Raw genomic sequence first — 22,798 nt, 5'->3', positions numbered from 1 at the left:
TCGCCGGGCTGGTCTATGCCGCCGGCATGCGAGACCGCCTCGATCCGCTGATCGCCGAACGGGCTGCGTGGCTGTTCGGCGATACCCTCTGGGCCGCACCGGCGCGCGCCGCGCTGATGCGGTTGCTGGGCTACGATCGGACGCTGGCTCTGGCCGAGCATTTCCGCGACCGGGACACAGCCGATATCATGGCGACGATGGGCCGCTTGCTCGCCCGTGACGTGATCGTCGAGGGACTGGACCATATCCCGCGCCACGGGCCGGCCCTGATCGTTGCCAATCATCCCACCGGGATCGCGGACGGGATCATCCTGCACCATGCGCTCGGCAGCTTGCGCAGCGACGCGTTCTTCTATGCGAACTCCGATATCCTTCGCGTGCTGCCGCAGATGGCCGACATGATCGTGCCCGTCGAATGGCGGCACGAAAAGCGCACGCGCGGCAAGACCCGCGAAACGATGGAGCAGACACGACGGGCGATCGCGGACGGTCGGATCGGTGTCATCTTCCCCTCCGGACGCCTGGCGAAGCGCCGCGGACTGCGGCTTCATGAACGGCCCTGGATGGCCTCGGCGGCGATGATCGCACGCAAGTTCGACCTGCCGGTCATTCCCATCAACATCCGCGCGCGCAACTCGGTGCTGTTCTACCTCTTCGACAGGCTGCACCCGAGCCTGCGGGACATCGCGCTGTTCCACGAGACACTAAACAAGAGCCACCAGCCTTTCCGACTCACGATCGGAGAGCCGGTCTCGGCCAGGGCGCTCCCGGCGAGTTCGGAGGACGGGATCGCGCTGCTGCACCGCGCGACACTGGCGCTGGGTGGGCGGCATGCGCCCACGGTCAGCCTTGTCGACATGACCCGCCGCCCGCTTTGGGTCCGGTCCTTGAGCGCGTAACGCGTCAGCCGCCACAGGTCAGCGCGGCCTCGAAATCATCAGGCGTCGTGCGCGATGCGATCTCCCGCGCGGCAAACGATCCGCCGTCGAAGCGGAGTGCCAGCAGCCGGGACCAGCCGGCATCGGTCAGCACCACTTCAGGCGCTCCGTCGCATGTACGGATCCCGCCCGAGATATCGCGTTCGCCGATGCGGTGGTTTGTGACACCCGGGTAATCGGCGAGATGCTCCAGCGCGCCGGCGCGGAATCGCCAGACCCGCAGGATCCGGGCAAGGTGCGGCCGGTCGACATAGGCGATCTCGACATGGCCGTCGCCATCGAGGTCCGCGGCACCGACCGGGGCCAGCCAGCGGTTGCGCTGGCCGATCCAAGGGGTCGCCGCCACCCGGCCGGTGGCATCGAAGATCGCAAGCCGCGCGCCAAGGGTCAGGCTGCTTTCGACCGTGATGACCTCGGGCGCGCCGTCGCCATCGAGGTCAGCCAGACGCGGGGCGGTGTCCTCGAAGACCGAGGTTTCGGGCAGACGCAGGGTGCGCTGTGCGCCGTTCGATAACGTCAGGCGCAAGGCACCATGCTCGATGGCGTCGCCGAGCACGCCATGGGCATAGCGCGTCGTCGGCTCGATGTATTCGGCGGCAGAAATCTCCTGCGCCGCCGCAGCATGCGCGAGGACGGAAATGACAAGGGCGGCCCGGGCGATGCGCTCGGGGCCGCGGCGCATCAGATCTGCTTTTCGGGCATCTGCACGACCAGACCGTCGAGCGCGTCGGTGACCTTGAGTTGGCAGGTCAGGCGCGAACGGGCCGGGTCGGGCTCGTAGGCGAAATCGAGCATGTCCTCTTCCATGTCTTCCTTGGCGGGAAGCTTCTCGACCCAGGCCGGATCGACATAGACATGACAGGTCGAGCAGGCACAGGCACCGCCGCAATCGGCCTCGATGCCGGGGATGTTGTTGTCGCGCGCGCCTTCCATCACGGTCAGACCGTTCGCGACCTCGACGACATGCTCGGTGCCGCCATGCTCGATATAGGTGATCTTCGCCATGTATCTTCCTGCCCTTTCGGTCGATCCGTACCTGTCTACCGGGCGCATATAGGGGATTCCAGCCCCTTTTGCGAGAGGTCGGGGATTTTGAGGCGAGGGCTGCGAGACTTGCGCGCTCGTCCATATGTTCTATATTTGTTCTCATGCTCGATCGCGCCACCGCCCCGCCCCTGTCGCAAGCCTTTCCCCGGCCCGACTGGCCGCGTCCGCCGCATTGCCTGGTCGCAGGCCGGCTCGACGAGCCGCCGCAGGGCGCCCGCATCGCGGTGGCGGGGCTGGTGATCCTGCGCCAGCGCCCGGGCACGGCCAAGGGGGTGATCTTCGTCACCCTCGAGGACGAGACCGGCGTCGTGAACGTCATCGTCTGGCGCCATGTCTACGAACGCTTCCGCCGCGCGGTGATCGCGGGGCGGATGCTGCGCGTGACCGGTCGGCTGCAGCGCGATCACGGCGTGACCCACGTGCTGGCCGAGACGATCGAGGACATCTCGCCGATGCTCGACCTGCTGGCCGACCCCGACTTCCGCCCGCACGCCGGCGCGGCCCCGGTCGCGCGGCATGAAAAAGGGCGCCCCGACGGGACGCCCTGAACCGTTTCGCCGAAAGACGTGAGGATTACTCCTCCGCCTCCTCCAGCGACAATGCCACGAAGCGCGGATCGCCGGCGCGGCGCACCAGCAGCAGGATCGACTTGCGCCCCGCGTCCCGCGCCGCCTGTACACGCTCTTCAAGCTGCGCGATGGTGGTGACCTTCTGCTGGCCGGCCTCGGTGATCACGTCGCCGATGCGCAGCCCCTTCTCGAAGGCCTCCGAGACCTCGTCGACCGCCGTCACTGCAAGCCCCTGAACCGAGGAGTCGAGCTCGAGTTCCTCGCGCAGGTCGCTGTTGAGCGGAGAGATCGTCAGGCCGAGCATGTCCTTGCTTTGCGCGGCACTGTCCTCAAGCTCTTCCTCCGACACCTCCGGATCGTCGGATTCAGCGTCCTCGCGACGCCCAAGCACGACCTTCAGCGTCTGGGTCTGACCGTCACGCATGACAACGACGCGCACGGACTCGCCCACGGGGCTGTTGCCAACCTGGCGCACAAGCGAGCGCGTGTCCTCGACCTCGGTCCCCGCAAAGCTCACGATCACGTCCCCGGCCTCGATCCCGGCGTCCTTCGACGGCCCGTCGGGCACGTCCGTTACCAACGCACCGGCGGCTTTCTCGAGGCCCATCGCCTCGGCCACGTCCTCGGTCACGTCCTGGATGCGCACGCCCAGCCAGCCGCGCCGGGTTTCCCCGAACTCGCGCAGCTGGTCGACGACGCGCGTGACCACGTTCGAGGCCATCGAGAAGCCGATGCCGATCGAGCCGCCGTTGGGCGACAAGATCGCGGTGTTCACGCCGATCACTTCGCCGTTCATGTTGAAGAGCGGCCCGCCCGAGTTGCCGCGGTTGATCGCGGCATCGGTCTGGATGTAGTCGTCATAGGTGCCGCTGAGCGCCCGGTTGCGGGCCGAGACGATCCCGGCGGAGACCGAGAAGCCCTGCCCCAGCGGGTTGCCCATCGCGATCACCCAGTCGCCGACCCGCGCGACGTCGCTGTCGCCGAAGCTCACGAACGGCAGCGGCTCGTCGGTTTCCACCTTCAGAAGCGCGATGTCGGTGTTGGGATCGGTGCCCACCACCTCGGCCGGAAGTTCCTCGCCCGAGAAGAACTCGATGGTGATTTCGTCGGCGCCGTCGATGACGTGATTGTTGGTGACCACGAAGCCGTCTTCGGAGATCACGAAACCCGATCCCAGCGCCGAGGACCGGCGCGGCGCGCGGTTGCCGTCGTTGTTGCGGTCCTGGAATTCGCGGAAGAAATCCTCGAACGGCGAGCCTTCGGGCACGATCCCCTGCGGCCCGGTACGCCCGGCGACCGTCGTCGAGGTCGTGATGTTCACCACCGAAGGGCTGATCTGCTCTGCCAGCGGCGCGAGACTGGTTTGCTGGGCGGACGCCGCCAGCGACCAGACCAGCAGTAACACCATCGACAGGAATGCCAGCACCGGCGCCCCCGTCCGAGGCCCGCGGGCCGGTAAGCTGGTGGAAAGCGCCTGTGGCTGCATGGGTATTCTCCTGAACGTCGCGGGGTCATGGGCCGGACGGGCCCGCACTTCTAATTCAAGCATGGCAACAGCCTGACTCCGGCCATTTGCGCATGCAACAGCAAAGATGCGGTCGCCCGGGACAGTTTCAACACGAGTTTACCAAAGCGTGAACGCGTCGCACAGGGCGCGCGCACCGCTCAGAACGCGCCGAGCCGCGAGGCGAACCAGACGAAGATCAGCCCGCCGACCACGCAGAGCATCCCGACCTGCCGCACCGCGGCCTCCGGCAGGCTGCGCAGCATCTCGAGCATGCGCTCGACAAGCGAAGGGGCCAGCGCATAGGCCAGCCCCTCCACGATCATCACCAGCCCGAGGGCAAGCAGGACGGTCGACATCAGTTGCTCTGGGTCGCCGGATCCGTCGCCGCGTCCCCCTCCGAGGTGTCGGTCGCGGTGTCATCGTTGCCCGTTTCCGAAGCGTCGCCGTCGACGGCGCCATCGGTGTTGCCGACCGGGTCGGTGCCGGGCGTGTCCGCCGCCGTTGTCTCCTCGGCAGTGTTTTCCGAGGACGCAGAGGTCGCTTCGACGGAGGCGCGGCTTCCACCTTGGGTGCCCCGCCGCGCGCCAAGTTCGCCCTCTGCCGACCGCGCACCCTGATCGCTGCGCAGGTAGTTGAAGAACTCGCTGTCGGGCGACAGCACCATACTCGAATTCTCGCCCTTGAGCGCCTGCTCGTAGGCGGTCAGCGACCGGTAGAATTCGAAGAACTCCGAGTTCTTGGTGTAGGCATCCGCGAAGATGCGGTTGCGCTCGGCGTCGGCCTCACCCTCGATGATGCGCGCGTCGCGGCGGGCTTCCGAGAGGATTTCCTCGTAGGTCCGGTCGGCAAGTGCCGTCACCCGCTGCGCCGCCTCGCGGCCGCGGGCGCGTTCGTCGGTCGCCTCGCGTTCGCGTTCCGCGATCATCCGCTGCAGAGTCGCGTCGAAGTTCTGCTCGGGCAGGTTGGTCTGGCGCAGACGCACGTCGACGATATCGAGCCCAAGTGCCTCGGCACGCGAATCCGCAAGTTCGCGGATTTGCTCCATCAGCGCCGCCCGTTCCGGCGACAGGATCGTGTTCGACGTGACACCCTGCGCACCGAGCACCGCCCGGATCTGACCGTCGAGAATGCCGGCAAGCTGGATCTGCGCCTGCCGCACCCCGTCGGCGCCGAGCGCCTGGCGGAACTGCACGATGTCGCCGATGCGGTAGAGCACGAAGGCGTCCACCTCGAGGCGCCGGTCATCAGCCGGCGTCACCTCGATCAGCTCGGTCTCGAGGCTGAGGATACGGTCATCGAAGCGCACTACCTCGTCGAGCAGCGGCAGCTTGAAGCCGAGCCCGGCATCGGTCCGAACCTGCTTGATCTGGCCGAAGCGCAGAACCAGGACCTTCTCGCGTTCGTCGACGATGAAGATCGACGACAGCACCACGACCAGCGCGACGATCAGGACTGGTATCAGAAATCCACCACGCCGCATCAGTTCGACCCTCCGGCCGCGCCGCGGCGCAACTCGTTGAGCGGCAGGTAGGGCACGACACCCTGTCCGCCGCCGCCGCCTCCATCACTCTCGAGGATCACCTTGTCCACGTCGCCCAGTACCTTTTCCATGGTTTCGAGATAGAGGCGTTTGCGGGTCACTTCCGGCGCCTCTTCGTACTCTGCAAGCACCGCCTCGAAGCGGCTGGCCTCACCGACGGCGTCGTTGACGACGCGGGCTCGATAGCCTTCGGCGGCTTCCAGCAACCGCGCGCTTTCACCGCGCGCCTCGGCGGTGCGCCGGTTGGCGTAGGCGTCGGCCTGGCGCTCGACCCGGTCACGCTCCTGCTCGGCGGCCTGCACGTCGCGGAACGCGTCGATGACCGAGACCGTGCTGGTGCGACCCTGCGCATCCGTGACCGTGACCGTCTGGCTTGGCGGGTCCACCTTGTTGAAGTTGACGCGGATGATGTTGATCCCGGTCTCCTTGTCGTCGAGCGAGCCCTGGATCAGCTCGCGCACGCGCGCTTCGACCGAGGCGCGGTCGCGGTTCAGGATCGGCGCCAGCTCGGACTGCGCGATGACCTCGCGCATCGCCGACTCGGCAATGGCGCGCACGGATTCGTCGGGCTCGCGGAGCGAAAACTTGAAGTCGCGGGCGTTCTTGATGTTCCAGACCACCTGGAAATCGATGTCGACGATGTTCTCGTCTGTGGTCAGCATCAGCCCGTCGTTGCCACCACCGGCGCGGCGCACGCCGATCTCTTCGGTGCGGTTCGTCGTCACGTCGAAGACTTCCGCCGTCACGAAAGGCCAGGGTGCGAAGTTCAGACCCTCGGTGCCGATGTCGTGAAATTCGCCCAGGAACAGCTCGATCGACTGCTGTTCTGGCCGCACGGTGTAAAGGCTCGCCATGCCCCAGAGCACGATCCCGCCCAGCAGGGCAAGCCCGATGGTGCCACGGGTAAAGCGCGGGCCATTGCCGCCGCCGTCACCGCCGTTGGGCTGGCGCGGGCCGCCGCCACGCCCGCCCATGAGCACGCGCAACTGTTCCTGGCCTTTCTTCACCAGTTCGTCGATCTCGGGAATCTGCGGTCCGTCTCCGCGCGGGCCACGCCCGCCGCCACCGCGTCCACCGCCGTTGCCGCCGGGGCGGTCCGACCCGCCGGGCTTGTCGTTGCCGGAGTTTCCGCCGCCCCCCCAGGGGCCGCCTGAGTTACCTGCCATCTATCTACTTTCCCTCCTGCGCAGCGTGTCCCTGCACTGCCGCCTGGTTCCTAGGTGTGATCGAAGCCCGCGAAATCAAGCTGTTCGCACGGGGTTCCGCATGGTCACGATCTCCTCCGACATGGTCGGATGGACCGCGACCGTCCGGTCGAAATCCTCTTTTGTGGCACCCATCTTGACCGCGATCCCGGCCAGCTGGATCATTTCGCCCGCGTTGGGTGCGACGATGTGACAGCCCAGAACCTTGCGGCTCTCCTTGGACACCACCAGCTTCATCATCACACGCTCGTCGCTGCCTGCAAAGGCGCTTTGCATGGGCCGGAACGACGTGCAGTAGATCTCGACCGGCTCCTGGTCGCGCGCGGCTTCCTCGCTCAGGCCCACGGTTCCGAACTCGGGCTGGGTGAAGATGGCCGAGGGGATCAGGTCGTGATCCACCGGTGTCGGGTTGCCCTTGAACACGGTTTCGACAAAGGCCATGCCTTCGCGGATCGCCACCGGCGTCAGCGCGACGCGGTCGGTCACGTCGCCGATGGCGTAGATCGAGGGCACCGAGCTCTGGCTGTACTCGTTGACCACGACCTGTCCGTTGCGCCCAAGCTCGACACCGACCGCAGCGAGCCCCATGTCGGCGGTGTTTGGCACCCGACCCGTCGCGAAGAGCACCGCATCGAAGTCGCGCTCGTGCCCGTGAGTCGATTTCACGCGGATCGGTCCGTCCCCGGCCTCATCGACGCCGGCGCCGTGATCTCTTTCCTGCGCCGGCATGCCCATCGCCGCGTCCGAGCCGGGCCCGCCGTCGCCGCTGGATGCGTCGCCCTTGCGGCCCATCTCGAGCACGTTGGTCCCGACATGCAGGTCGATCCCGCGGTCGCGCATGGATTCGGCGACAAGCCCCCGCGCCTCCTCGTCGAAACCGCGCAGGATCTGCGCGCCGCGGTAGAACTGCGTCACTTCGACGCCGAGCCCGTTCATGATCCCGGCGAATTCGCAGGCGATGTAGCCGCCGCCGACGATCAGCAGCGATTTCGGCAGCTTCTCGAGATGGAAGATATCGTCGGACACCATGCCTAGATGCGCGTTGGACATTTCCGGCCGGACCGGGCGACCGCCCGTGGCGATCAGGATGTGCTTGGCACGCCGGGTCTCGCCGGTCGACAGTTTCACGGTATGCGGATCGACGATCTCGGCCCGCGCGTCGAAGGTCTCGACGCCGCTGTTCTTCAGCAGGCTGCGATAGACCGCTTCGAGCCGGTCAAGCTCGGACGTCAGGTGGCCGTGGAATGCGCTCCAGTCGAAGCTGCCGGATGTCATGTCCCATCCGTAGGCGCGGGCCTCGTCCGCCATGGCGCCGTATTCCGAGGCGAAGACCATCAGCTTCTTCGGCACGCACCCGCGGATCACGCAGGTCCCGCCGTAGCGGTCCATCTCGGCAAGGCCCACCGATGCCCCGCACTCGCCGGCCGCGACACGTGCCGCGCGCACCCCGCCCGAGCCGCCGCCGATCACGAACAGGTCATAGTCGAATTCACTCATCGCTCGTCTCGCTCAGTCCGGGCCACGCGGCGCAGGTATAGGCACATGCGTCCGCGAAGGCCATACGCCGCGCCGCCGCGCCTCACTCCGACAGGTCGCTGAACAGGTTGTCCGCCTCGTCGACCTCGACCCGTCCCGCCGAGATCGTCCCGTCGGTGATGTCGCGCACCTCGACGCGCCCGTCGCCGTGGCCGATGACCACTGTGTCACAGATGTCGATGAAGAGCCCGTTCTCGACCACGCCCGGCATCTGGTTCAGCACCAGGGCCAGCTGGCGCGGGTTGCCGATCCGCTTGAGGTGCAAATCGAGGATGTGATTGCCCTCGTCCGTGCGGTAGGGCGCGTCGCCGTCCATACGCAACGCGGTCTCGCGGCCCAGCACGTCCATCGACACCAGCGTCTCCTCGACCAGTGCTCGGGTGACCTGCCAGCCGAAGGGGATGACCTCGATCGGCAGGGGAAAGGCGCCGAGAGTTTCGACCGCCTTGCCGGCATCGGCGATGACGACCATCCGGTCGCTGGCGGTGGCGACGATCTTTTCCTGCAGAAGCGCCCCGCCGCCGCCCTTGATCAGGTTCAGATCGGCGTCGAACTCGTCGGCCCCGTCGACGGTGACGTCGAGCCAGCGCGCTTCGTCGAGCGTCACCACGTCGATGCCGACCTCGCGGGCGAGATCGGCGGTGCGCGACGAGGTCGGAACGCCGCGAATGCGCATCCCACCCCGGACCCGTTCGCCAAGGCACTTGACGAGCCAGGCCGCCGTCGAGCCGGTGCCGAGACCGACCCGCATCCCGTCCTCGATCATTTCCGAAGCCTTCCGCGCCGCCGCGTACTTGGCCTTGTCGATCGGCGCCAGTTCTTCGCCCATGATCCGATTCCCCATACCGTTTGCCGGGTTATAGGCAAGCCCGGCCCCGGGCGCGAGGGGCGGCGGGGAGATTGCGGCGCGCGCGATGTCGCCGTCACTCCGCCCCTGCGCGGTCGATTCCCGCGTCCGGGGCGCTATGCTGCGATGAGGATACAGACGAGGGAGACATTTCATGAAGATCATCTGGCTCGGCCACGGCAGTTTCCGGATCGAGATCGAGGACCAGGTCCTGCTGATCGACCCGTGGCTCTCGGGCAATCCCATGCTGCCCGAGGACCGCCATGCAGAGGCCATCGAAGGCGCGACAAACATCCTGCTCACCCACGGCCATTTCGATCACGCCTCCGACATCGTGAAAATCTCGAAGCGGACCGACGCACCGGTCTCGGGCATGGTCGAGCTGATGACGCATTTCGGCGAGTCCGAGGGGCTCGAGACCACCGGGTTCAATATCGGCGGAACGATCAAACTGGGCGGTGTCGCCGTGTCGATGGTGCCGGCGATGCACTCCAACTCGCTGCCAGACGGCTCCGCACCGGCGGGACGCGAAACCGGCTTCGTGATCCGCGGCGAGGGTCACACGATCTACCTGTCGGGCGACACCGGCCTGATGGCCGACATGGACTGGATCGGCGACTACTACCGGCCCGACATCGGCATCCTGTCGGCGGGCGGGCATTTCACCATGGACATGGCGCAGGCGGCCTATGCCGCGAAGAAATACTTCTCGTTCGAAACGCTCATCCCCTGCCACTACAAGACATTCCCACTTCTCGAGCAGTCGGCCGCAGACCTGCTCGAAGCGCTGCCCGGGGTCCGGGTGATCGAGCCCGAAGTAATGATCGCGATCGAGGTCTGAGCCGGCCAGGCGTCGCCTAGCGGCGCGCGGCGAAAAAGTCGCGCAACAACCGCTCGGCCTCGTCCGCGGCGATCCCGTCATAGACCTCGGGCGCGTGGTGGGCCTGCGGATGCGCGAAGACGCGCGCGCCGTGGGCGACGCCGCCGGATTTCGGGTCCGCGGCCCCGTAGTAAAGCCGCGAGATCCGGGCCGCCGCGATGGCCGCGGCGCACATCGCGCAAGGCTCCAGCGTCACATAGAGCGCGTGCCCCGGCAGGCGTTCCGATCCGGCGGCGGCACAGGCGTCGCGCAGGGCGAGGATTTCAGCATGCGCTGTCGGGTCGCTCGCCTCCCGCGTCCGGTTGCCGGCACGGGCGACCACCTGCCCCGCGGGATCCACCACCACCGCGCCCACCGGCACCTCGCCGCGTTGGGCGGCGGCGCGTGCTTCGGCGAGGGCATCCTGCATGTGCGAGGTGAAGGTCATGGCCCTCAATGCCCGCAAAGCGCGCCCTTCCGCAAGCCGGGCAAACAGGCTAAGGCGAGGCCATGAGCAACAAGCCCCCAGCGTCCCAGGACGGCGACCGCATCGCAAAGGTCCTTAGCCGCGCCGGCGTCGCCAGCCGGCGCGAGGCCGAACGCATGATCGCCGAGGGTCGCGTGGCGGTGAACGGCCGGACCATCGACAGCCCGGCGCTGAACGTGACCGACGTCGACCGCATCCATGTCGACGGCCAGCCCATCGCCGAGGCCGAGCCGCCGCGGATCTGGCTGTTTCACAAGCCTGCGGGGCTGGTCAGCACCGATTCCGACGAGAAGGGGCGCGCCACGATCTACTCCGCGCTGCCCGAGGACATGCCGCGTGTGATGAGCATCGGGCGGCTCGATCTCAACTCCGAGGGCCTGCTGCTGCTGACCAACGACGGTGCGATCAAGCGCCGGCTGGAACTGCCCGCGACCGGCTGGTTGCGGCGCTACCGGGTGCGCATCAACGGCCGGCCCGACGAGGCGTCGCTGGAGCCGTTGCGAAGCGGTATGGAAATCGACGGCGAACGCTTCCAGCCGATGACCGTGGCGCTCGACCGGCAGCAGGGGGCGAATGCCTGGCTGACCGTCGGGCTGCGCGAGGGACGCAACCGCGAGATCCGGCGCGCGATGACCGCCGTCGGGCTGACCGTGAACCGATTGATCCGGATCAGCTACGGCCCGTTCCAGCTGGGCGAGCTGGCTCCCGGCGCGGTCGAGGAAGTGCGGCGCAAGATCGTGCGCGACCAGCTTGGCCTCGAAACACCGGAGCCGGTCGGCACGGCAAAACCCAAGCCCCGCCGCCCGGGCGGCCCGAAACCGGCCAAGGATCGCACGGGCGGTCGCGCGCGGCGCGAAATGTCGGGCGGCCCGGGCCGCGGTGCGTCGCGCCGGTCGCCGCGCAAACCCGGCTGACCCTGTCGCAGATCTAGCCGCCGCCGTGGGCGCCTCGCCGGCTTATTCCATCCGTTGCAGGGCCTTGCACCCGGTTTGAACTGGCGCGACGCTGCGACACCCCCTATATCGGAAGATGTACCGGACCGGGCGCCTTGGGGGGCAGATGACACCGACGTCGTTCCAGAAAATAGCCTATCTCGCCCTGATCGTGCTCATGCTTGGCGTCACCACGGGACTGATCGGGGGACTCTGACGGCATGGCCCAGCGCTACGGCGGAAAATACAGCCCGCAGCCACAAGGGGACGATGCGCACGACCCGCGCGGGACTTTCGACGGCGCGCGGATCGACCCGGTCGGCGCGCGCGCCAACCTGATGTTCCTGCCGCCGATCGCGGCTCTGGTCTTTGCCTTCGGCGGCGGTGCCGTGAGCCTTGCGGCGGGACTCGCTGGGGCAGGCAGCCTCGCGCTCGGCGCCTGGCTGATACGCGGCGGTCTCGAGGCCGAGGCCGCCTATGCCGATCGCAAGGTCGCGCGCCGCCCGGCACTGCCGCGCAAGATGCTGGCGGCGGTCCTCGCCGGCTTCGGCATCACCCTGTCGGCCTGGAGCCACGAACCCGGTCTTGTCGCGCCGGTGATCTTCGGTAGTGCGACGCTGGTGCTTCACATCCTCGCCTTCGGGCTCGACCCGATGAAGAACAAGGGCATGGATGGCGTCGACAGTTTCCAGCAGGATCGCGTGGCGCGCGTCGTCGACGAGGCCGAAGCCTACCTCAAGGCGATGAGCGACGCGCTGAAACGCGCGGGAGACCGGCAGGTCGAGGCGCGCATGCAGCGCTTCCAGGCCTCCGCGCGCACCCTGATCCGCACGGTCGAGGAAGACCCGCGCGACCTGACCGCGGCGCGCAAGTACCTTGGCGTCTACCTGATGGGCGCGCGCGACGCGACGGTCAAGTTCGCGGACATCTATGCGCGCAACCGCGATGCCCAGGCGCGCGCCGACTACCTTGAATTGCTCGACGATCTGGAACGGAACTTCGACAGCCGGACCAAGAAACTGCTGCTCGACGACAGGTCGGACCTGAACATCGAGATCGAGGTCCTGCGGGACCGACTGAAACGCGAGGGGGTCCGGCCCGAATGACCGCCTCGCCCACGAAAGGATTTCACCATGCCTGACACGCCCCGCGAAAAAGCCGAGCAGTCCGCGGCACTTGTCGACGAGGTCAACGCGGTCGTCCTGCCCGAACCCGCGGATGCGGGCGAGGTCGTGCCGCTGGAGAAGGCCGGTCCCGAGGCCAGCGCCGAAATCCGCAAGCGCATGGAAGAGATCGACATCGGCGACACCAACTCCATCGTGTCCTTCGGATCACGCGCACAGGCGGAACTGCAGGAAATCAGCCAGGCGATGCTGGGCGGCGTTCGCAACAAGGACGTCGGTCCGGCGGGAGATTCCCTGCGCGAGATCGTCACCACACTGCGCGGCTTTTCGGTTTCGGAACTCGACGTCCGGCGGGAACGCAGCTGGTGGGAAAAGTTGCTAGGTCGCGCGGCTCCTTTCGCCAAGTTCACCGCGAAGTTCGAGGACGTGCAGGGCCAGATCGACAAGATCACCGGTGAGCTGCTGGAACACGAGCACACGCTGCTGAAGGATATCAAGTCGCTCGACCTGCTCTACGAGAAGACGCTGCAATTCTACGACGAACTGGCTCTTTACATCTCTGCCGGTGAAGCAAAGCTTGCCGAACTCGACACCGACGTGATCCCAGCCAAGGCCAAGAAAGTCGATGCCGCGCCCGAGAACGACCAGGTGATGGTGGCGCAGGAGTTGCGCGACCTGCGCGCCGGGCGCGACGATCTCGAGCGGCGCGTGCATGACCTCAAGCTCACCCGGCAGGTCACGATGCAGTCCCTGCCCTCGATCCGGCTTGTGCAGGAGAACGACAAGAGCCTCGTCACCAAGATCAATTCGACGCTGGTCAACACCGTCCCGCTCTGGGAGACGCAGCTGGCCCAGGCGGTCACCATCCAGCGCTCGGCCGAAGCCGCGGGGGCGGTCCGCGAGGCCAGCGACCTGACCAACGACCTGCTGACTGCCAATGCCAAGAACCTGCGCGACAGCAACAAGATCGTCCGCGAGGAGATGGAGCGCGGCGTCTTCGACATCGAGGCGGTGCGGCAGGCCAATGCCGACCTGATCGGCACGATCGAGGAAAGCCTGCAGATCGCCGACGAGGGCAAGGCGCGGCGTGCGGCGGCCGAGGCGGAGCTGCAGCAGATGGAAGCCAAGCTGCGCGACACGCTGGCCTCGGCCAAGGCGCGCGCGACGGGCACCGGCGACACCGCGGCGACCTCGGTTCCGACCTGAGGCACCATGGCACGGGGCAGGCTCATCCTCCGGACGGCGCTGGCGGGCTGCGCGGCCTTGCTGCTGGCCGCTTGCGACCCGGTGGAGACCGCCGCCCCTGCGGTCAGCGCCCCGCCGCAGCGCCCGCCCGAGCGCTCTGGCGGCGTGCCGGTGCAGGTCACCCCGACCTCGGCCGAAAGCGCCGAGCTGCGCAGCTATCTCGCGCAGGTGCAGTCGGCGCAACTGACCCAAGGGTTGCTGCGCCAGGACGGCGGCGGGCCGGACACGCCGTTCACGGCCGAAATGCTCGCGCGCAACTTCGAGCGTCTGGTCTTTTACAACGAATATGACAGTGCGTTTCGCGGACGCGGCGGGCCCAGCCCGTTGCGACGCTGGAATGCACCGGTGCGCATGAAGGTGTTTTTTGGAACCGCCGTGATGCCGTCGCAGCGCATGCAGGACAGCAAGGACGTTGCGGCCTATGCCGCACGCCTGTCACGCCTGACCGGCCATCCCGTCTCGGTCGGCGGGCGGCCCAACTTCGCCGTGATCTTCGCCGGCGAGGACGACCGCGCCGATGCGCTGAGACAGGCGGCAGCGGAAATTCCGGGCCTGACCGCCGACAGCCTCTCGGCCCTGGTCGACCTGCGCCGGGACACCTATTGCGTGGTGGCGGCCTTCGCGCTCGGCTCGGATCCCAACGCCTATACCGCCGCCGTGGCGCTGATCCGTGGCGAGAACCCCGACCTGCTGCGGCTGAGCTGCATCCACGAGGAACTGGCCCAGGGTCTCGGCATCGCCAACGACAGCCCCGAGGCGCGTCCGTCGATCTTCAACGACGACGACGAATTCGCCCTGCTCACCCGGCAAGACGAGTTGCTGCTGAAAATGCTGTACGATGCGCGCCTGTCGACCGGGATGACCGCGAACGAAGCGCGCCCGGTGACCCGGACCATCGCCAACGAACTCGTCGGGCGCCCGGCGCTCTGATTTCACGACAAAGGACCGACCGTCATGAGCATCTTCGACTTTCTTTCCGGCGAATTTATCGACGTCATTCACTGGACCGATGACACCCGCGACACGATCGTCTGGCGGTTCGAGCGCGAGGGCCACGAGATCAAGTATGGCGCGAAGCTGACGGTGCGCGAGGGTCAGGCGGCGGTCTTCGTACACGAGGGGCAGATCGCCGACGTTTTCTCGCCGGGTCTCTATATGCTCGAGACCAACAACATGCCCATCATGACCAAGCTGCAGCATTGGGATCATGGGTTCCGCAGCCCGTTCAAGTCCGAGATCTATTTCGTCAACACCACCCGTTTCAACGACCTGAAATGGGGCACGAAGAACCCGATCATCTGCCGCGACCCCGAGTTTGGCGCGGTGCGCCTGCGCGCCTTCGGCACCTATTCGATCCGCGTTTCGGATCCGGCGCATTTCATGACCGAGATCGTCGGCACGGATGGCGAGTTCACCACCGACGAGATCACGTTCCAGATCCGCAACGTGCTGGTGCAGGAGGTCTCGAGGACGCTGGCGCGGTCGAACATCTCGGTGCTCGACATGGCCGCGAACACCCGCGAACTGGGCAAGCTGGTCGCCGAGGAAACCGACCCCCAACTCGCGGAATACGGGCTGTCGATGCCCGAGCTTTACATCGAGAATATCTCGCTGCCGCCGGCGGTCGAGGCGGTGCTCGACAAGCGCACGTCGATGGGCATGGTCGGTGATCTGGACAAGTACACGCAATTCCAGACGGCCGAGGCGCTCGGACGCGACGGCGCCGGATCGGCGGCGATCCAAGCGGGCATCGGCGCTGGGCTCGGCATGCAGGTCGGGCGCAGCGTAGCCGAATCCGGCCCCTGGGGGCCCCGGCCCGCGCCGCAGCAAGCCCCGGCCCCGAGTGCGGCCCCTCCAGCGCCGCCGCCGCCACCGGTCGAAAAGGTCTGGCATACCGCCGAGAACGGCGAGACGAAGGGTCCGTTTTCGCGGGCCGCAATGGGGCGCATGGTCGCCGGCGGCAGCCTGACCCGCGACACCTACGTCTGGACGGCCGGCCAGGACGGTTGGAAACGCGCCGAGGACGTGGAAGAACTGGCGCGGCTCTTTACCATCCTGCCACCACCGCCACCCGGCAGCTAAGAGCCGCCGCGTCAGGCGGCGCTCTGAAGCTCCTTCTGGACCAGCTTCTCGATCTCGTCGAGCGGGTGGTTCGTCAGAACCTTGTCGATCTCGCCGACGACACGTTCGGTCACCTCCTGGTGAAGCTTATCGCGCAACTCGCCCAAGACCGTCGAACTGGCGACCAGAACGATGCGGTCGAACCGCCCCTTGTGCGCCATCTTGTAGAGCATGTCGGCAAGGTCATGTGCGAAGCGCTCTTTCTCCAGCGCATGCCAGTCGGTGTCGCTCAGCGCCGACTTCTGGCCGGGGCCGCCGTCGTGCATCCGACCCGGCGGGTGCGCTCCCTGTTCGCCGGTCGAAGGGTTCTCTTGTTCTTCCTGACGCTCGACCTGGAAGTTCGGATAGTCCGCGTCCCCCTCGTTGCGCAGGAACAGCGCCTTTTCACCGTCAGCGACAAGAATCCAGGTTTCGTTTTTCGGCTCGGCCATCGTTCAGTCCTCTTCTTTCTCATCTGACTTCGTGACGCGCGTCGCGCCGGCGGGACGCTCGAATGCGCGCTTGAGCTCGTCTCGCGTGCCGATCTTGCGGGCCAGACGCCCGCCTGCGCGGCCACCCTGAGAGACAGCCCCCTCGGCGCCGAGCACCTCGTCGGTTTCGCGGTCGCCCTTGCGGTCGGTGTCGTCGGTCATGACGTCCTCCATGTCTGCTGACGGTTACCTGGAAAACGCTTGCCGAACCGGCTTGTTCCGCGCCGGCGCGGGGCGTCGCGCCGGGTTGACTGCCCCGGTTCGGCGGGCGAAGAGATGGACGACACGGCAGAGGACGCAGGCGGCATGGCGGCGAGCGAGCAGACACGGGATCACCGCTTTCCCTGCGACACCTGCGGTGCCGACATGCGCTTCGATCCCGGCACCGGCACGATGCTCTGCGATCATTGCGGCAACACCGCCGTGCTCAACGATCGCGCGCCGGTCCATCCCATCGCCGAGCTCGACTTTCGCGCCGCCACGCGAAAGGCCCTGCCCGAGGCCGAGTTCGAGGAGACCCGGGTCGACAAGTGCCCAAATTGCGGCGCCGAGGTCGAAGTCGACGAGAAGATCCACGCCACAGAATGCCCGTTCTGCGCCACGCCGCTCGTCACCGATACCGGTGTACACCGCCACATCAAACCGCGCGGCGTGCTGCCCTTCGTGCTGTCCGAAACGGTCGCGCGGCAGGCGATGACCGACTGGCTGGGACGGCTCTGGTTCGCGCCCGGCGGGCTCAAGGATTACGCCCGCAAGGGGCGTCGGATGCAGGGCATCTACGTGCCTTACTGGACCTTCGACGCCGACACGCGATCGGCCTACAGCGGCGAACGCGGCACGGTCTATTTCGAGACAGTCACCGTGGTCCGCGACGGCAAGCGCATGCGTCAGCAGGTGCCGCGCGTGCGCTGGCGTCCCGCCTCGGGCCGCGTCGCGCGGTTCTTCGACGACGTGTTGGTGCTGGCCTCGAAAAGCCTGCCGAAAACCTTCACAGACGCGCTGCAGCCCTGGGACCTATCCGGGCTGCAACCCTACGCGCCCGAGTTCCTGGCCGGGTTCCGGGCCGAAGGCTATGGGGTGACGCTGGAAGAAGGCTTTACGGAGGCCCGCGAGATTATGGACCGGGTGATCGCCCGTGACGTGCGCTTCGACATCGGCGGCGACCGCCAGCGCGTGCATGACATCCGCACCGAGATCGGCGGGATCACCTTCAAGCACGTGCTGCTGCCGGTCTGGCTTGCCGCCTACAAGTTCCGCGGCCGCACCTACCGTTTCGTGGTCAATGGCCAGACCGGCAAGGTGCAGGGCGAACGGCCCTATTCGAAGATCAAGGTGGCATTCGCCGTGATCCTCGGACTGCTTGCCGCTGCCCTGATCGGCTACGGGATGGCGCAACAATGACGGATACATTCGAAACGGAGCAGGCGGAAAATCGGATCGACGCGCTCGAGGACATTCTCGCCGCGCGCTATTCCTGCCGTGCCTTCCGGCCCGACCCGGTGCCGCGCGACACCATCGAGCGGATCGTGAGAACAGCGCGCCGGGTGCCCTCGTGGTGCAACGCCCAACCCTGGCAGGTGGCGGTGACCGCAACGCCGCAAGCCACGGACCGCTTTCGCGACATGTTGCGCGACGCCGTTGCAAACAACGCGAGCAAACTCGATCTGGAGGGCCCGTCGGGCTATTCCGGCGCCTATGCCGAGCGGCGGCGCACCTGCGGCTGGGCGCTCTACGATGCGGTGGGTGTGCAGAAGGGCGATCGGGCTGCGTCGGGCGCGCAGATGATGCGCAACTACGACCTCTTCGACGCGCCGCATGTCGCCATCGTCACCTCGCCGCGCGAACTGGCTGGCTACGGCGCGATGGATTGCGGCGGGTTCGTCACCGCCTTCACGCTCGCTGCGACGGCGCTTGGCGTTGACACCATCGTGCAGGCCGCCATTGCCTTCTACGCCGACGCTGTGCGCGACCATTTCAAGATCGCCGAAGACCGGATGATCCTCTGCGCCATCTCGTTTGGCTACGCGGTAGAAGATCACCCTGCGAATTCCTTCCGGACCGAGCGCGCGCCGCTCGACGAAATCATCGACTGGAGAAATTGATGCGCGCCTTGCTGCAACGGGTCACGAATGCCGCCGTCGATGTCGACGGCACCCGCATCGCCGGGATCGGCGCGGGCCTTCTGATCCTCGTCTGCGCCATGCCCGGCGATGACGCCGCGACCGCCGAGGCACTGGCCGTCAAGATCTCGAAGCTGCGGCTGTTTCGGGACGACGCCGGGCGGATGAACCTGTCGATCCCGCAGACCGAGGGGGCCGCGCTGGTCGTCAGCCAGTTCACCCTGGCCGCCGACACCTCGCGCGGCAACAGGCCCGGATTCTCGGGGGCGGCGAAACCCGACAAAGCCGAGGCGCTTTACCTGCACTTCGCGCAGCATCTCGGATCGCTCGGTGTTCCGCTCGAGACCGGTCGCTTCGGGGCGGACATGGCGGTGTCGCTAATCAACGACGGACCAGTCACGATCTGGCTCAACACGGACGTAGGTTGAATTTCACCTCATAAGAAACTGATCAAACTTTATTTTCTCCTCTCTCCTGAATCTGATCCTGTCGCCGCGTCAGCCCACTTGACACCCGGCGGGCCAGCCTTGAGGTTCCGCGCATGACCACCCGGAACACGCTGCGCGACATCGAAGAGATCGCCGATCTCGGCATCACGCTGTCGGATGGCTGCCGTCTTTCGGCCCGTGTCTGGCGCCCCGTGGACGCCGGCAGCGACCCGGTTCCGGCGATCCTGGAATACCTGCCTTATCGCAAGCGTGACGGCACCGTGGTGCGCGATGCGCTCACCCACCCGTGGTTCGCCGAGCGCGGCTATGCCTGCATCCGCGTCGACATGCGCGGCAACGGCGACAGCGACGGGCTGATGGCGGACGAGTACACGCCGCGGGAACTCTCCGACGCCGTCGAGGTGATCGACTGGCTTGCGGCGCAGGACTGGTGCTCGGGCGCGGTCGGGATGATGGGGATCAGCTGGGGCGGCTTCAACGGACTGCAGGTCGCCGCCCTCGCCCCGGAGCCTCTGAAGGCGGTCATCACGCTCTGTTCGACCGTGGACCGCTTCGCCGACGACATCCACTACAAGGGCGGCTGCCTGCTCAACGAGAATCTCGGCTGGGGCGCGACCATGTGGTCCTATTCCTCGCGCGCGCCCGACCCGGCGCTGCGACCCGAGGACTGGCGCGCGGTCTGGCTGGAGCGGCTCGAGAACGAGCCGTTCCTGCCGTCGGTCTGGCTGCGCCACCAGCGCCGGGATGCCTACTGGCGTCATGGTTCGGTGATCGAGGAGTACGCCGCGATCACGGCGAAGGTGCTGGCCGTGGGCGGCTGGGGCGACGCCTACAAGAATGCGGTGCCGCAGCTCGTCGAGAACCTGCCCGGCGCCAAGGGCATCGTCGGGCCCTGGGTGCACAAGTACCCACATTTCGCCGTACCCGAGCCGCGGATCGGGTTCCTGCAGGAAGCGCTGAGGTGGTGGGATCGCTGGCTCAAGGACCGCGACACCGGCGTCGAGGCCGATCCGGACTACCGCGCCTACCTGATGGATGGTGTGCGACCGGCGACATGGTACACCGAACGCCCGGGGCGCTGGATCGCCGAGAAAGATGGCGCGACCGGGCACCTTCCCAGGCGGACGCTGCACCTGACCGATGCGGGTCTGGTGCCCGCGCCGGACACATTGGCGGCGACGGTAGGTTCGCCACAGCATTGCGGCGCGGCGTCCGGGGAATACTGCGCCATCTGGCTCGGTCCCGAAATGCCCGGCGACCAGCGGGGCGACGACGCGCTCTCCGCCTGTTTCGACGGCGCTGCCCTGGAGGCGGATACCGACATCGTCGGCGCGCCGCGCGTGACGCTGACCCTTTCCAGCGACCGGCCCCAAGCGCAGATCGCCGTGCGCCTGTGCCACGTCCATCCGGACGGAGCTTCGACCCGCATCACCTATGGCGTGCTGAACCTCAGCCACCGCGACGGCTCTGCCGCGCCGCGTGCGATGCCGATAGACACGCGTGTCGAGGTGGCGCTCGATCTCGACCACATCGCCTACCGCGTGCCGAAGGGCCATCGCCTGCGCGTCGCGGTCTCCTCGGCCTACTGGCCGCTGGTCTGGCCGTCGCCCGAACCGGTCACGCTCGCCCTGTCATCGGGTCGCGTCGACCTGCCGGTCCGGGACACGGCGACGCGGGACGAACATGTCTTCGAGCCGCCCGTCGCCGCGCCGCCCTGGTCGCACGAGGTACTCCGCGAAAACCGTAGCACGCGCAGGCAGGAAACCGATCTGGTCACCGGTATCGTCAGCCTCGTCATCGAGGACGATTTCGGCAAGACCCGGGATGCCGGGCATGGCATCGTTTCGGGCTCGGTCGCCCGCGAGCGCTGGGACATCCACCCCGACGACCCGCTCAGCGCGCGCGGCTGGTGCCACTGGACCGACGAGCTCGAGCGCGAGGACATCCTGCTGCGCACCGAAGCCTCCTGCGAGATGTGGTCGGATGCCGAGACCTTCTACCTCAACGCGCGGCTCGAGGCGTGGGAAAACGACAAACGGATCTACGACCGAAGCGTCGAGGATTCGGTGCCACGCGACCACCTGTAGCCACCGCCGCCGTCGCGGGGTATTAAACCTTGCGACGCGGGGGAAAATCGGCAAGCTTGACTCGCCAATCAATAAAAATGCAGCAGATGCAAAAAACCAACGGGAGAGCATCATGAAAGATCAACTCGACTACTTCAGCAGCCGTGTGGCCAAGGGCCTGATGACGCGCCGCGAATTCGTCGGCCGCGCCGCGGCGCTCGGAGTCACTGCCGCCGCCGCGAACGCGATGCTGGCCACCGGCGCGCGCGCGCAGGATCCGGTGAAGGGCGGCACGCTCAAGCTCGGCATGGCCGGCGGCGAAAGCACGTCGAGCCTCGACCCGGCACTGGCGGCGTCCGAAGTGCCGATCATGAACCTGCGCAACTTCGGCGACACGCTGGTCAACGTGAACAAGGACGGCACCATCGACAATCGCCTCGCCGAAGAGATCGAGGCCTCCGCCGACGCCACCACCTGGAACTTCAAGATCCGCCAGGGCGTCGAGTTTCACAACGGCAAGACGCTGACCGCCGAGGACGTGATGCGCACGATGGAACGTCATTCGAACGAGGACAGCCAGTCGGGTGCGCTCGGCATCATGCGCGGCATCAAGGAGATGAAGGTCGATGGCGACGTCTTCTCGGTCACGCTCGACGGCCCGAACGCCGACCTGCCCTACCTGATGGCCGACTATCACCTCGTGATCCAGCCCGATGGCGGCTTCGACAACCCGGCAGCGGGTGTCGGCACTGGCCCCTACACGGTCGAGGTCGACGATCCGGGCATCCGTCACACCTACAAGAAGTTCGCCAACCACTGGGACGAGACCACTGGCCACGTCGACGAGATCGAGGTCATCGTTCTCAACGACGCCACCGCGCGCACCGCGGCGCTGCAGTCGGGCCAGGTCGACATCATCAACCGGGTCGAGCCCAAGATCGCCGAACTGCTGGGCCGCGCGCCGAACCTCGAGGTCGTCAGCACCGCGGGTGCCGGACATTACGTGTTCATCATGCACGTCGACACCGCGCCCTTCGACAACAACGACCTGCGCATGGCACTGAAATACGCCATCAACCGCGAGGAACTGGTCGACAAGATCCTGCGCGGCTACGGTTCGGTCGGCAACGACTTCCCGATCAATGCCGCCTACCCGCTCTTCGACGAGAGCATCCCGCAGCGTCCGTTCGACCTCGAAAAGGCGGCCGAGCATTACAAGGCTTCCGGCCACGACGGCTCGCCCATCATCCTGCGCACCGCCGACGGCGCCTTCCCGGGTGCGGTCGACGCGGCGGCGCTGTTCCAGCAGACCGCGCAGGCGGCCGGCATCCCGCTCGAGATCAAGCGTGAACCCAATGACGGCTACTGGTCCGAGGTCTGGAATGCACAGCCGTTCTGTGCCTCCTACTGGGGCGGACGCCCGGTGCAAGACCAGATGTACACCACCGCCTACCTGTCGACCGCGGACTGGAACGACACCCGTTTCAACAACCCCGAGTTCGACAAGTTGCTCGTGGAAGCGCGCGGCGAGCTCGACGCCGAAAAGCGCAAGGAGATGTACACCAAGATGGCGTACATGGTGCGCGACGAGGGCGGCCTGATCCTTCCGATGTTCAACAACTTCATTGAGGCAACGTCGGACCGCGTCGGCGGCTACACCGGCTCGCCGATCGGCGAGACGATGCACGGCTTCGCCGCCACCCGGTGCTGGATCAACGCCTGAGGGTTCTCGGCGT

General features: G+C 66.9%; 24 protein-coding genes. 13 read left to right on the top strand and 11 right to left on the bottom strand.

The window, feature by feature from the left end:
• Positions 1-26: 26 nt before the first annotated feature.
• Positions 27-899, top strand: coding sequence for a lysophospholipid acyltransferase family protein (locus R5H30_RS17810; RefSeq protein ID WP_318329941.1), 873 nt, complete (start codon positions 27-29; stop codon positions 897-899).
• Between the two features lie 4 nt (positions 900-903).
• Here R5H30_RS17810 and R5H30_RS17805 read toward each other — a convergent pair whose 3' ends face one another.
• Positions 904-1,620 (bottom strand): FG-GAP repeat domain-containing protein, encoded by a 717-nt coding sequence (locus R5H30_RS17805; protein WP_318329940.1) that lies wholly within the window; start codon positions 1,618-1,620, stop codon positions 904-906.
• Entirely contained in the window at positions 1,620-1,943 is a 324-nt protein-coding gene (locus R5H30_RS17800) for a 2Fe-2S iron-sulfur cluster-binding protein (protein WP_318329939.1), read from the bottom strand. Before R5H30_RS17800 ends, R5H30_RS17805 begins: the two co-directional genes overlap by 1 nt.
• A gap of 143 nt (positions 1,944-2,086) precedes the next feature.
• Here R5H30_RS17800 and R5H30_RS17795 point away from each other — a divergent pair, with 143 nt between their 5' ends.
• Entirely contained in the window at positions 2,087-2,533 is a 447-nt protein-coding gene (locus tag R5H30_RS17795) for an OB-fold nucleic acid binding domain-containing protein (RefSeq protein ID WP_318329937.1), read from the top strand.
• A gap of 25 nt (positions 2,534-2,558) precedes the next feature.
• Here R5H30_RS17795 and R5H30_RS17790 read toward each other — a convergent pair whose 3' ends face one another.
• The 6 genes from R5H30_RS17790 to rpiA all read right to left on the bottom strand — a co-directional run bounded on the left by R5H30_RS17790 (position 2,559) and on the right by rpiA (position 9,171).
• Positions 2,559-3,962 carry a Do family serine endopeptidase gene (locus R5H30_RS17790; RefSeq protein ID WP_412105151.1) on the bottom strand — a complete coding sequence of 468 codons (1,404 nt, stop codon included), beginning with the start codon at positions 3,960-3,962 and terminating at the stop codon, positions 2,559-2,561.
• Between the two features lie 257 nt (positions 3,963-4,219).
• The gene (locus tag R5H30_RS17785; RefSeq protein ID WP_318329935.1) at positions 4,220-4,417 is read right to left on the bottom strand and encodes a DUF2065 domain-containing protein; all 198 of its coding nucleotides are present in this window, start codon (positions 4,415-4,417) and stop codon (positions 4,220-4,222) included.
• Positions 4,417-5,541, bottom strand: coding sequence for a protease modulator HflC (hflC, locus tag R5H30_RS17780; RefSeq protein ID WP_318329933.1), 1,125 nt, complete (start codon positions 5,539-5,541; stop codon positions 4,417-4,419). Before hflC ends, R5H30_RS17785 begins: the two co-directional genes overlap by 1 nt.
• Positions 5,541-6,767, bottom strand: a complete 1,227-nt coding sequence (gene hflK, locus R5H30_RS17775; RefSeq protein ID WP_318329932.1) for an FtsH protease activity modulator HflK — start codon at positions 6,765-6,767, stop codon at positions 5,541-5,543. The genes hflC and hflK overlap by 1 nt, the downstream gene beginning before the upstream one ends.
• Positions 6,768-6,842: 75 nt before the next feature.
• Positions 6,843-8,303, bottom strand: coding sequence for an FAD-dependent oxidoreductase (locus R5H30_RS17770; RefSeq protein ID WP_318329931.1), 1,461 nt, complete (start codon positions 8,301-8,303; stop codon positions 6,843-6,845).
• An 82-nt stretch (positions 8,304-8,385) separates the two neighbouring features.
• Positions 8,386-9,171 (bottom strand): ribose-5-phosphate isomerase RpiA, encoded by a 786-nt coding sequence (rpiA, locus tag R5H30_RS17765; protein WP_318329930.1) that lies wholly within the window; start codon positions 9,169-9,171, stop codon positions 8,386-8,388.
• Positions 9,172-9,343: 172 nt separating this feature from the next.
• Between rpiA and R5H30_RS17760 the strand changes: the two genes are divergently transcribed.
• Positions 9,344-10,030, top strand: a complete 687-nt coding sequence (locus R5H30_RS17760) for a metal-dependent hydrolase (protein ID WP_318329929.1) — start codon at positions 9,344-9,346, stop codon at positions 10,028-10,030.
• Positions 10,031-10,046: 16 nt separating this feature from the next.
• On the opposite strand, the gene R5H30_RS17755 is transcribed toward R5H30_RS17760, so the two are convergent.
• Entirely contained in the window at positions 10,047-10,496 is a 450-nt protein-coding gene (locus tag R5H30_RS17755) for a nucleoside deaminase (protein WP_318329928.1), read from the bottom strand.
• Between the two features lie 62 nt (positions 10,497-10,558).
• On the opposite strand from R5H30_RS17755, the gene R5H30_RS17750 reads away from it, so the two are divergent.
• From R5H30_RS17750 to R5H30_RS17730, 5 genes are all read left to right on the top strand, one after another.
• The gene (locus R5H30_RS17750; protein WP_318329927.1) at positions 10,559-11,449 is read left to right on the top strand and encodes a pseudouridine synthase; all 891 of its coding nucleotides are present in this window, start codon (positions 10,559-10,561) and stop codon (positions 11,447-11,449) included.
• A gap of 239 nt (positions 11,450-11,688) precedes the next feature.
• Positions 11,689-12,573, top strand: coding sequence for a 5-bromo-4-chloroindolyl phosphate hydrolysis family protein (locus R5H30_RS17745; protein WP_318329925.1), 885 nt, complete (start codon positions 11,689-11,691; stop codon positions 12,571-12,573).
• Positions 12,574-12,600: 27 nt separating this feature from the next.
• Complete coding sequence (locus R5H30_RS17740) at positions 12,601-13,797, top strand: toxic anion resistance protein (RefSeq protein WP_318329924.1); 1,197 nt, start codon at positions 12,601-12,603, stop codon at positions 13,795-13,797.
• Positions 13,798-13,803: 6 nt separating this feature from the next.
• Entirely contained in the window at positions 13,804-14,766 is a 963-nt protein-coding gene (locus R5H30_RS17735; RefSeq protein WP_318329923.1) for a DUF2927 domain-containing protein, read from the top strand.
• Positions 14,767-14,790: 24 nt separating this feature from the next.
• Positions 14,791-15,918 (top strand): SPFH domain-containing protein, encoded by a 1,128-nt coding sequence (locus R5H30_RS17730; protein WP_318329922.1) that lies wholly within the window; start codon positions 14,791-14,793, stop codon positions 15,916-15,918.
• 11 nt (positions 15,919-15,929) lie between these two features.
• Here the strand turns inward: R5H30_RS17730 and R5H30_RS17725 are convergent, their stop codons facing one another.
• Both R5H30_RS17725 and R5H30_RS17720 read right to left on the bottom strand, forming a co-directional pair.
• A complete protein-coding gene (locus tag R5H30_RS17725) occupies positions 15,930-16,388 on the bottom strand; it encodes a host attachment family protein (RefSeq protein ID WP_318329920.1) in 459 nt (152 codons plus the stop codon).
• Between the two features lie 3 nt (positions 16,389-16,391).
• Positions 16,392-16,589, bottom strand: coding sequence for a hypothetical protein (locus R5H30_RS17720; protein ID WP_318329919.1), 198 nt, complete (start codon positions 16,587-16,589; stop codon positions 16,392-16,394).
• Between the two features lie 114 nt (positions 16,590-16,703).
• Between R5H30_RS17720 and R5H30_RS17715 the strand changes: the two genes are divergently transcribed.
• The 5 genes from R5H30_RS17715 (at position 16,704) to R5H30_RS17695 (ending at position 22,785) form a co-directional block, all read left to right on the top strand.
• Positions 16,704-17,828, top strand: coding sequence for a TFIIB-type zinc ribbon-containing protein (locus R5H30_RS17715; RefSeq protein WP_318329918.1), 1,125 nt, complete (start codon positions 16,704-16,706; stop codon positions 17,826-17,828).
• Positions 17,825-18,529: a nitroreductase gene (locus R5H30_RS17710; protein ID WP_318329916.1), complete on the top strand. Its 705-nt coding sequence runs from the start codon at positions 17,825-17,827 to the stop codon at positions 18,527-18,529. Before R5H30_RS17715 ends, R5H30_RS17710 begins: the two co-directional genes overlap by 4 nt.
• Positions 18,529-18,975: a D-aminoacyl-tRNA deacylase gene (gene dtd, locus R5H30_RS17705; protein WP_318329915.1), complete on the top strand. Its 447-nt coding sequence runs from the start codon at positions 18,529-18,531 to the stop codon at positions 18,973-18,975. Before R5H30_RS17710 ends, dtd begins: the two co-directional genes overlap by 1 nt.
• Positions 18,976-19,088: 113 nt before the next feature.
• Positions 19,089-21,083 carry a CocE/NonD family hydrolase gene (locus tag R5H30_RS17700; RefSeq protein ID WP_318329914.1) on the top strand — a complete coding sequence of 665 codons (1,995 nt, stop codon included), beginning with the start codon at positions 19,089-19,091 and terminating at the stop codon, positions 21,081-21,083.
• A 112-nt stretch (positions 21,084-21,195) separates the two neighbouring features.
• Positions 21,196-22,785, top strand: coding sequence for an ABC transporter substrate-binding protein (locus tag R5H30_RS17695; RefSeq protein ID WP_318329912.1), 1,590 nt, complete (start codon positions 21,196-21,198; stop codon positions 22,783-22,785).
• Positions 22,786-22,798: the final 13 nt, after the last annotated feature.

Origin of the sequence: Roseobacter sp. FCG-D35 (genome assembly GCF_033436665.1) — a bacterium.
Classification (GTDB): domain Bacteria; phylum Pseudomonadota; class Alphaproteobacteria; order Rhodobacterales; family Rhodobacteraceae; genus JAWQFO01.
The sequence above is the reverse complement of the archived record's forward strand: the minus strand, read 5'-3'. Positions and strand labels throughout refer to the sequence as shown.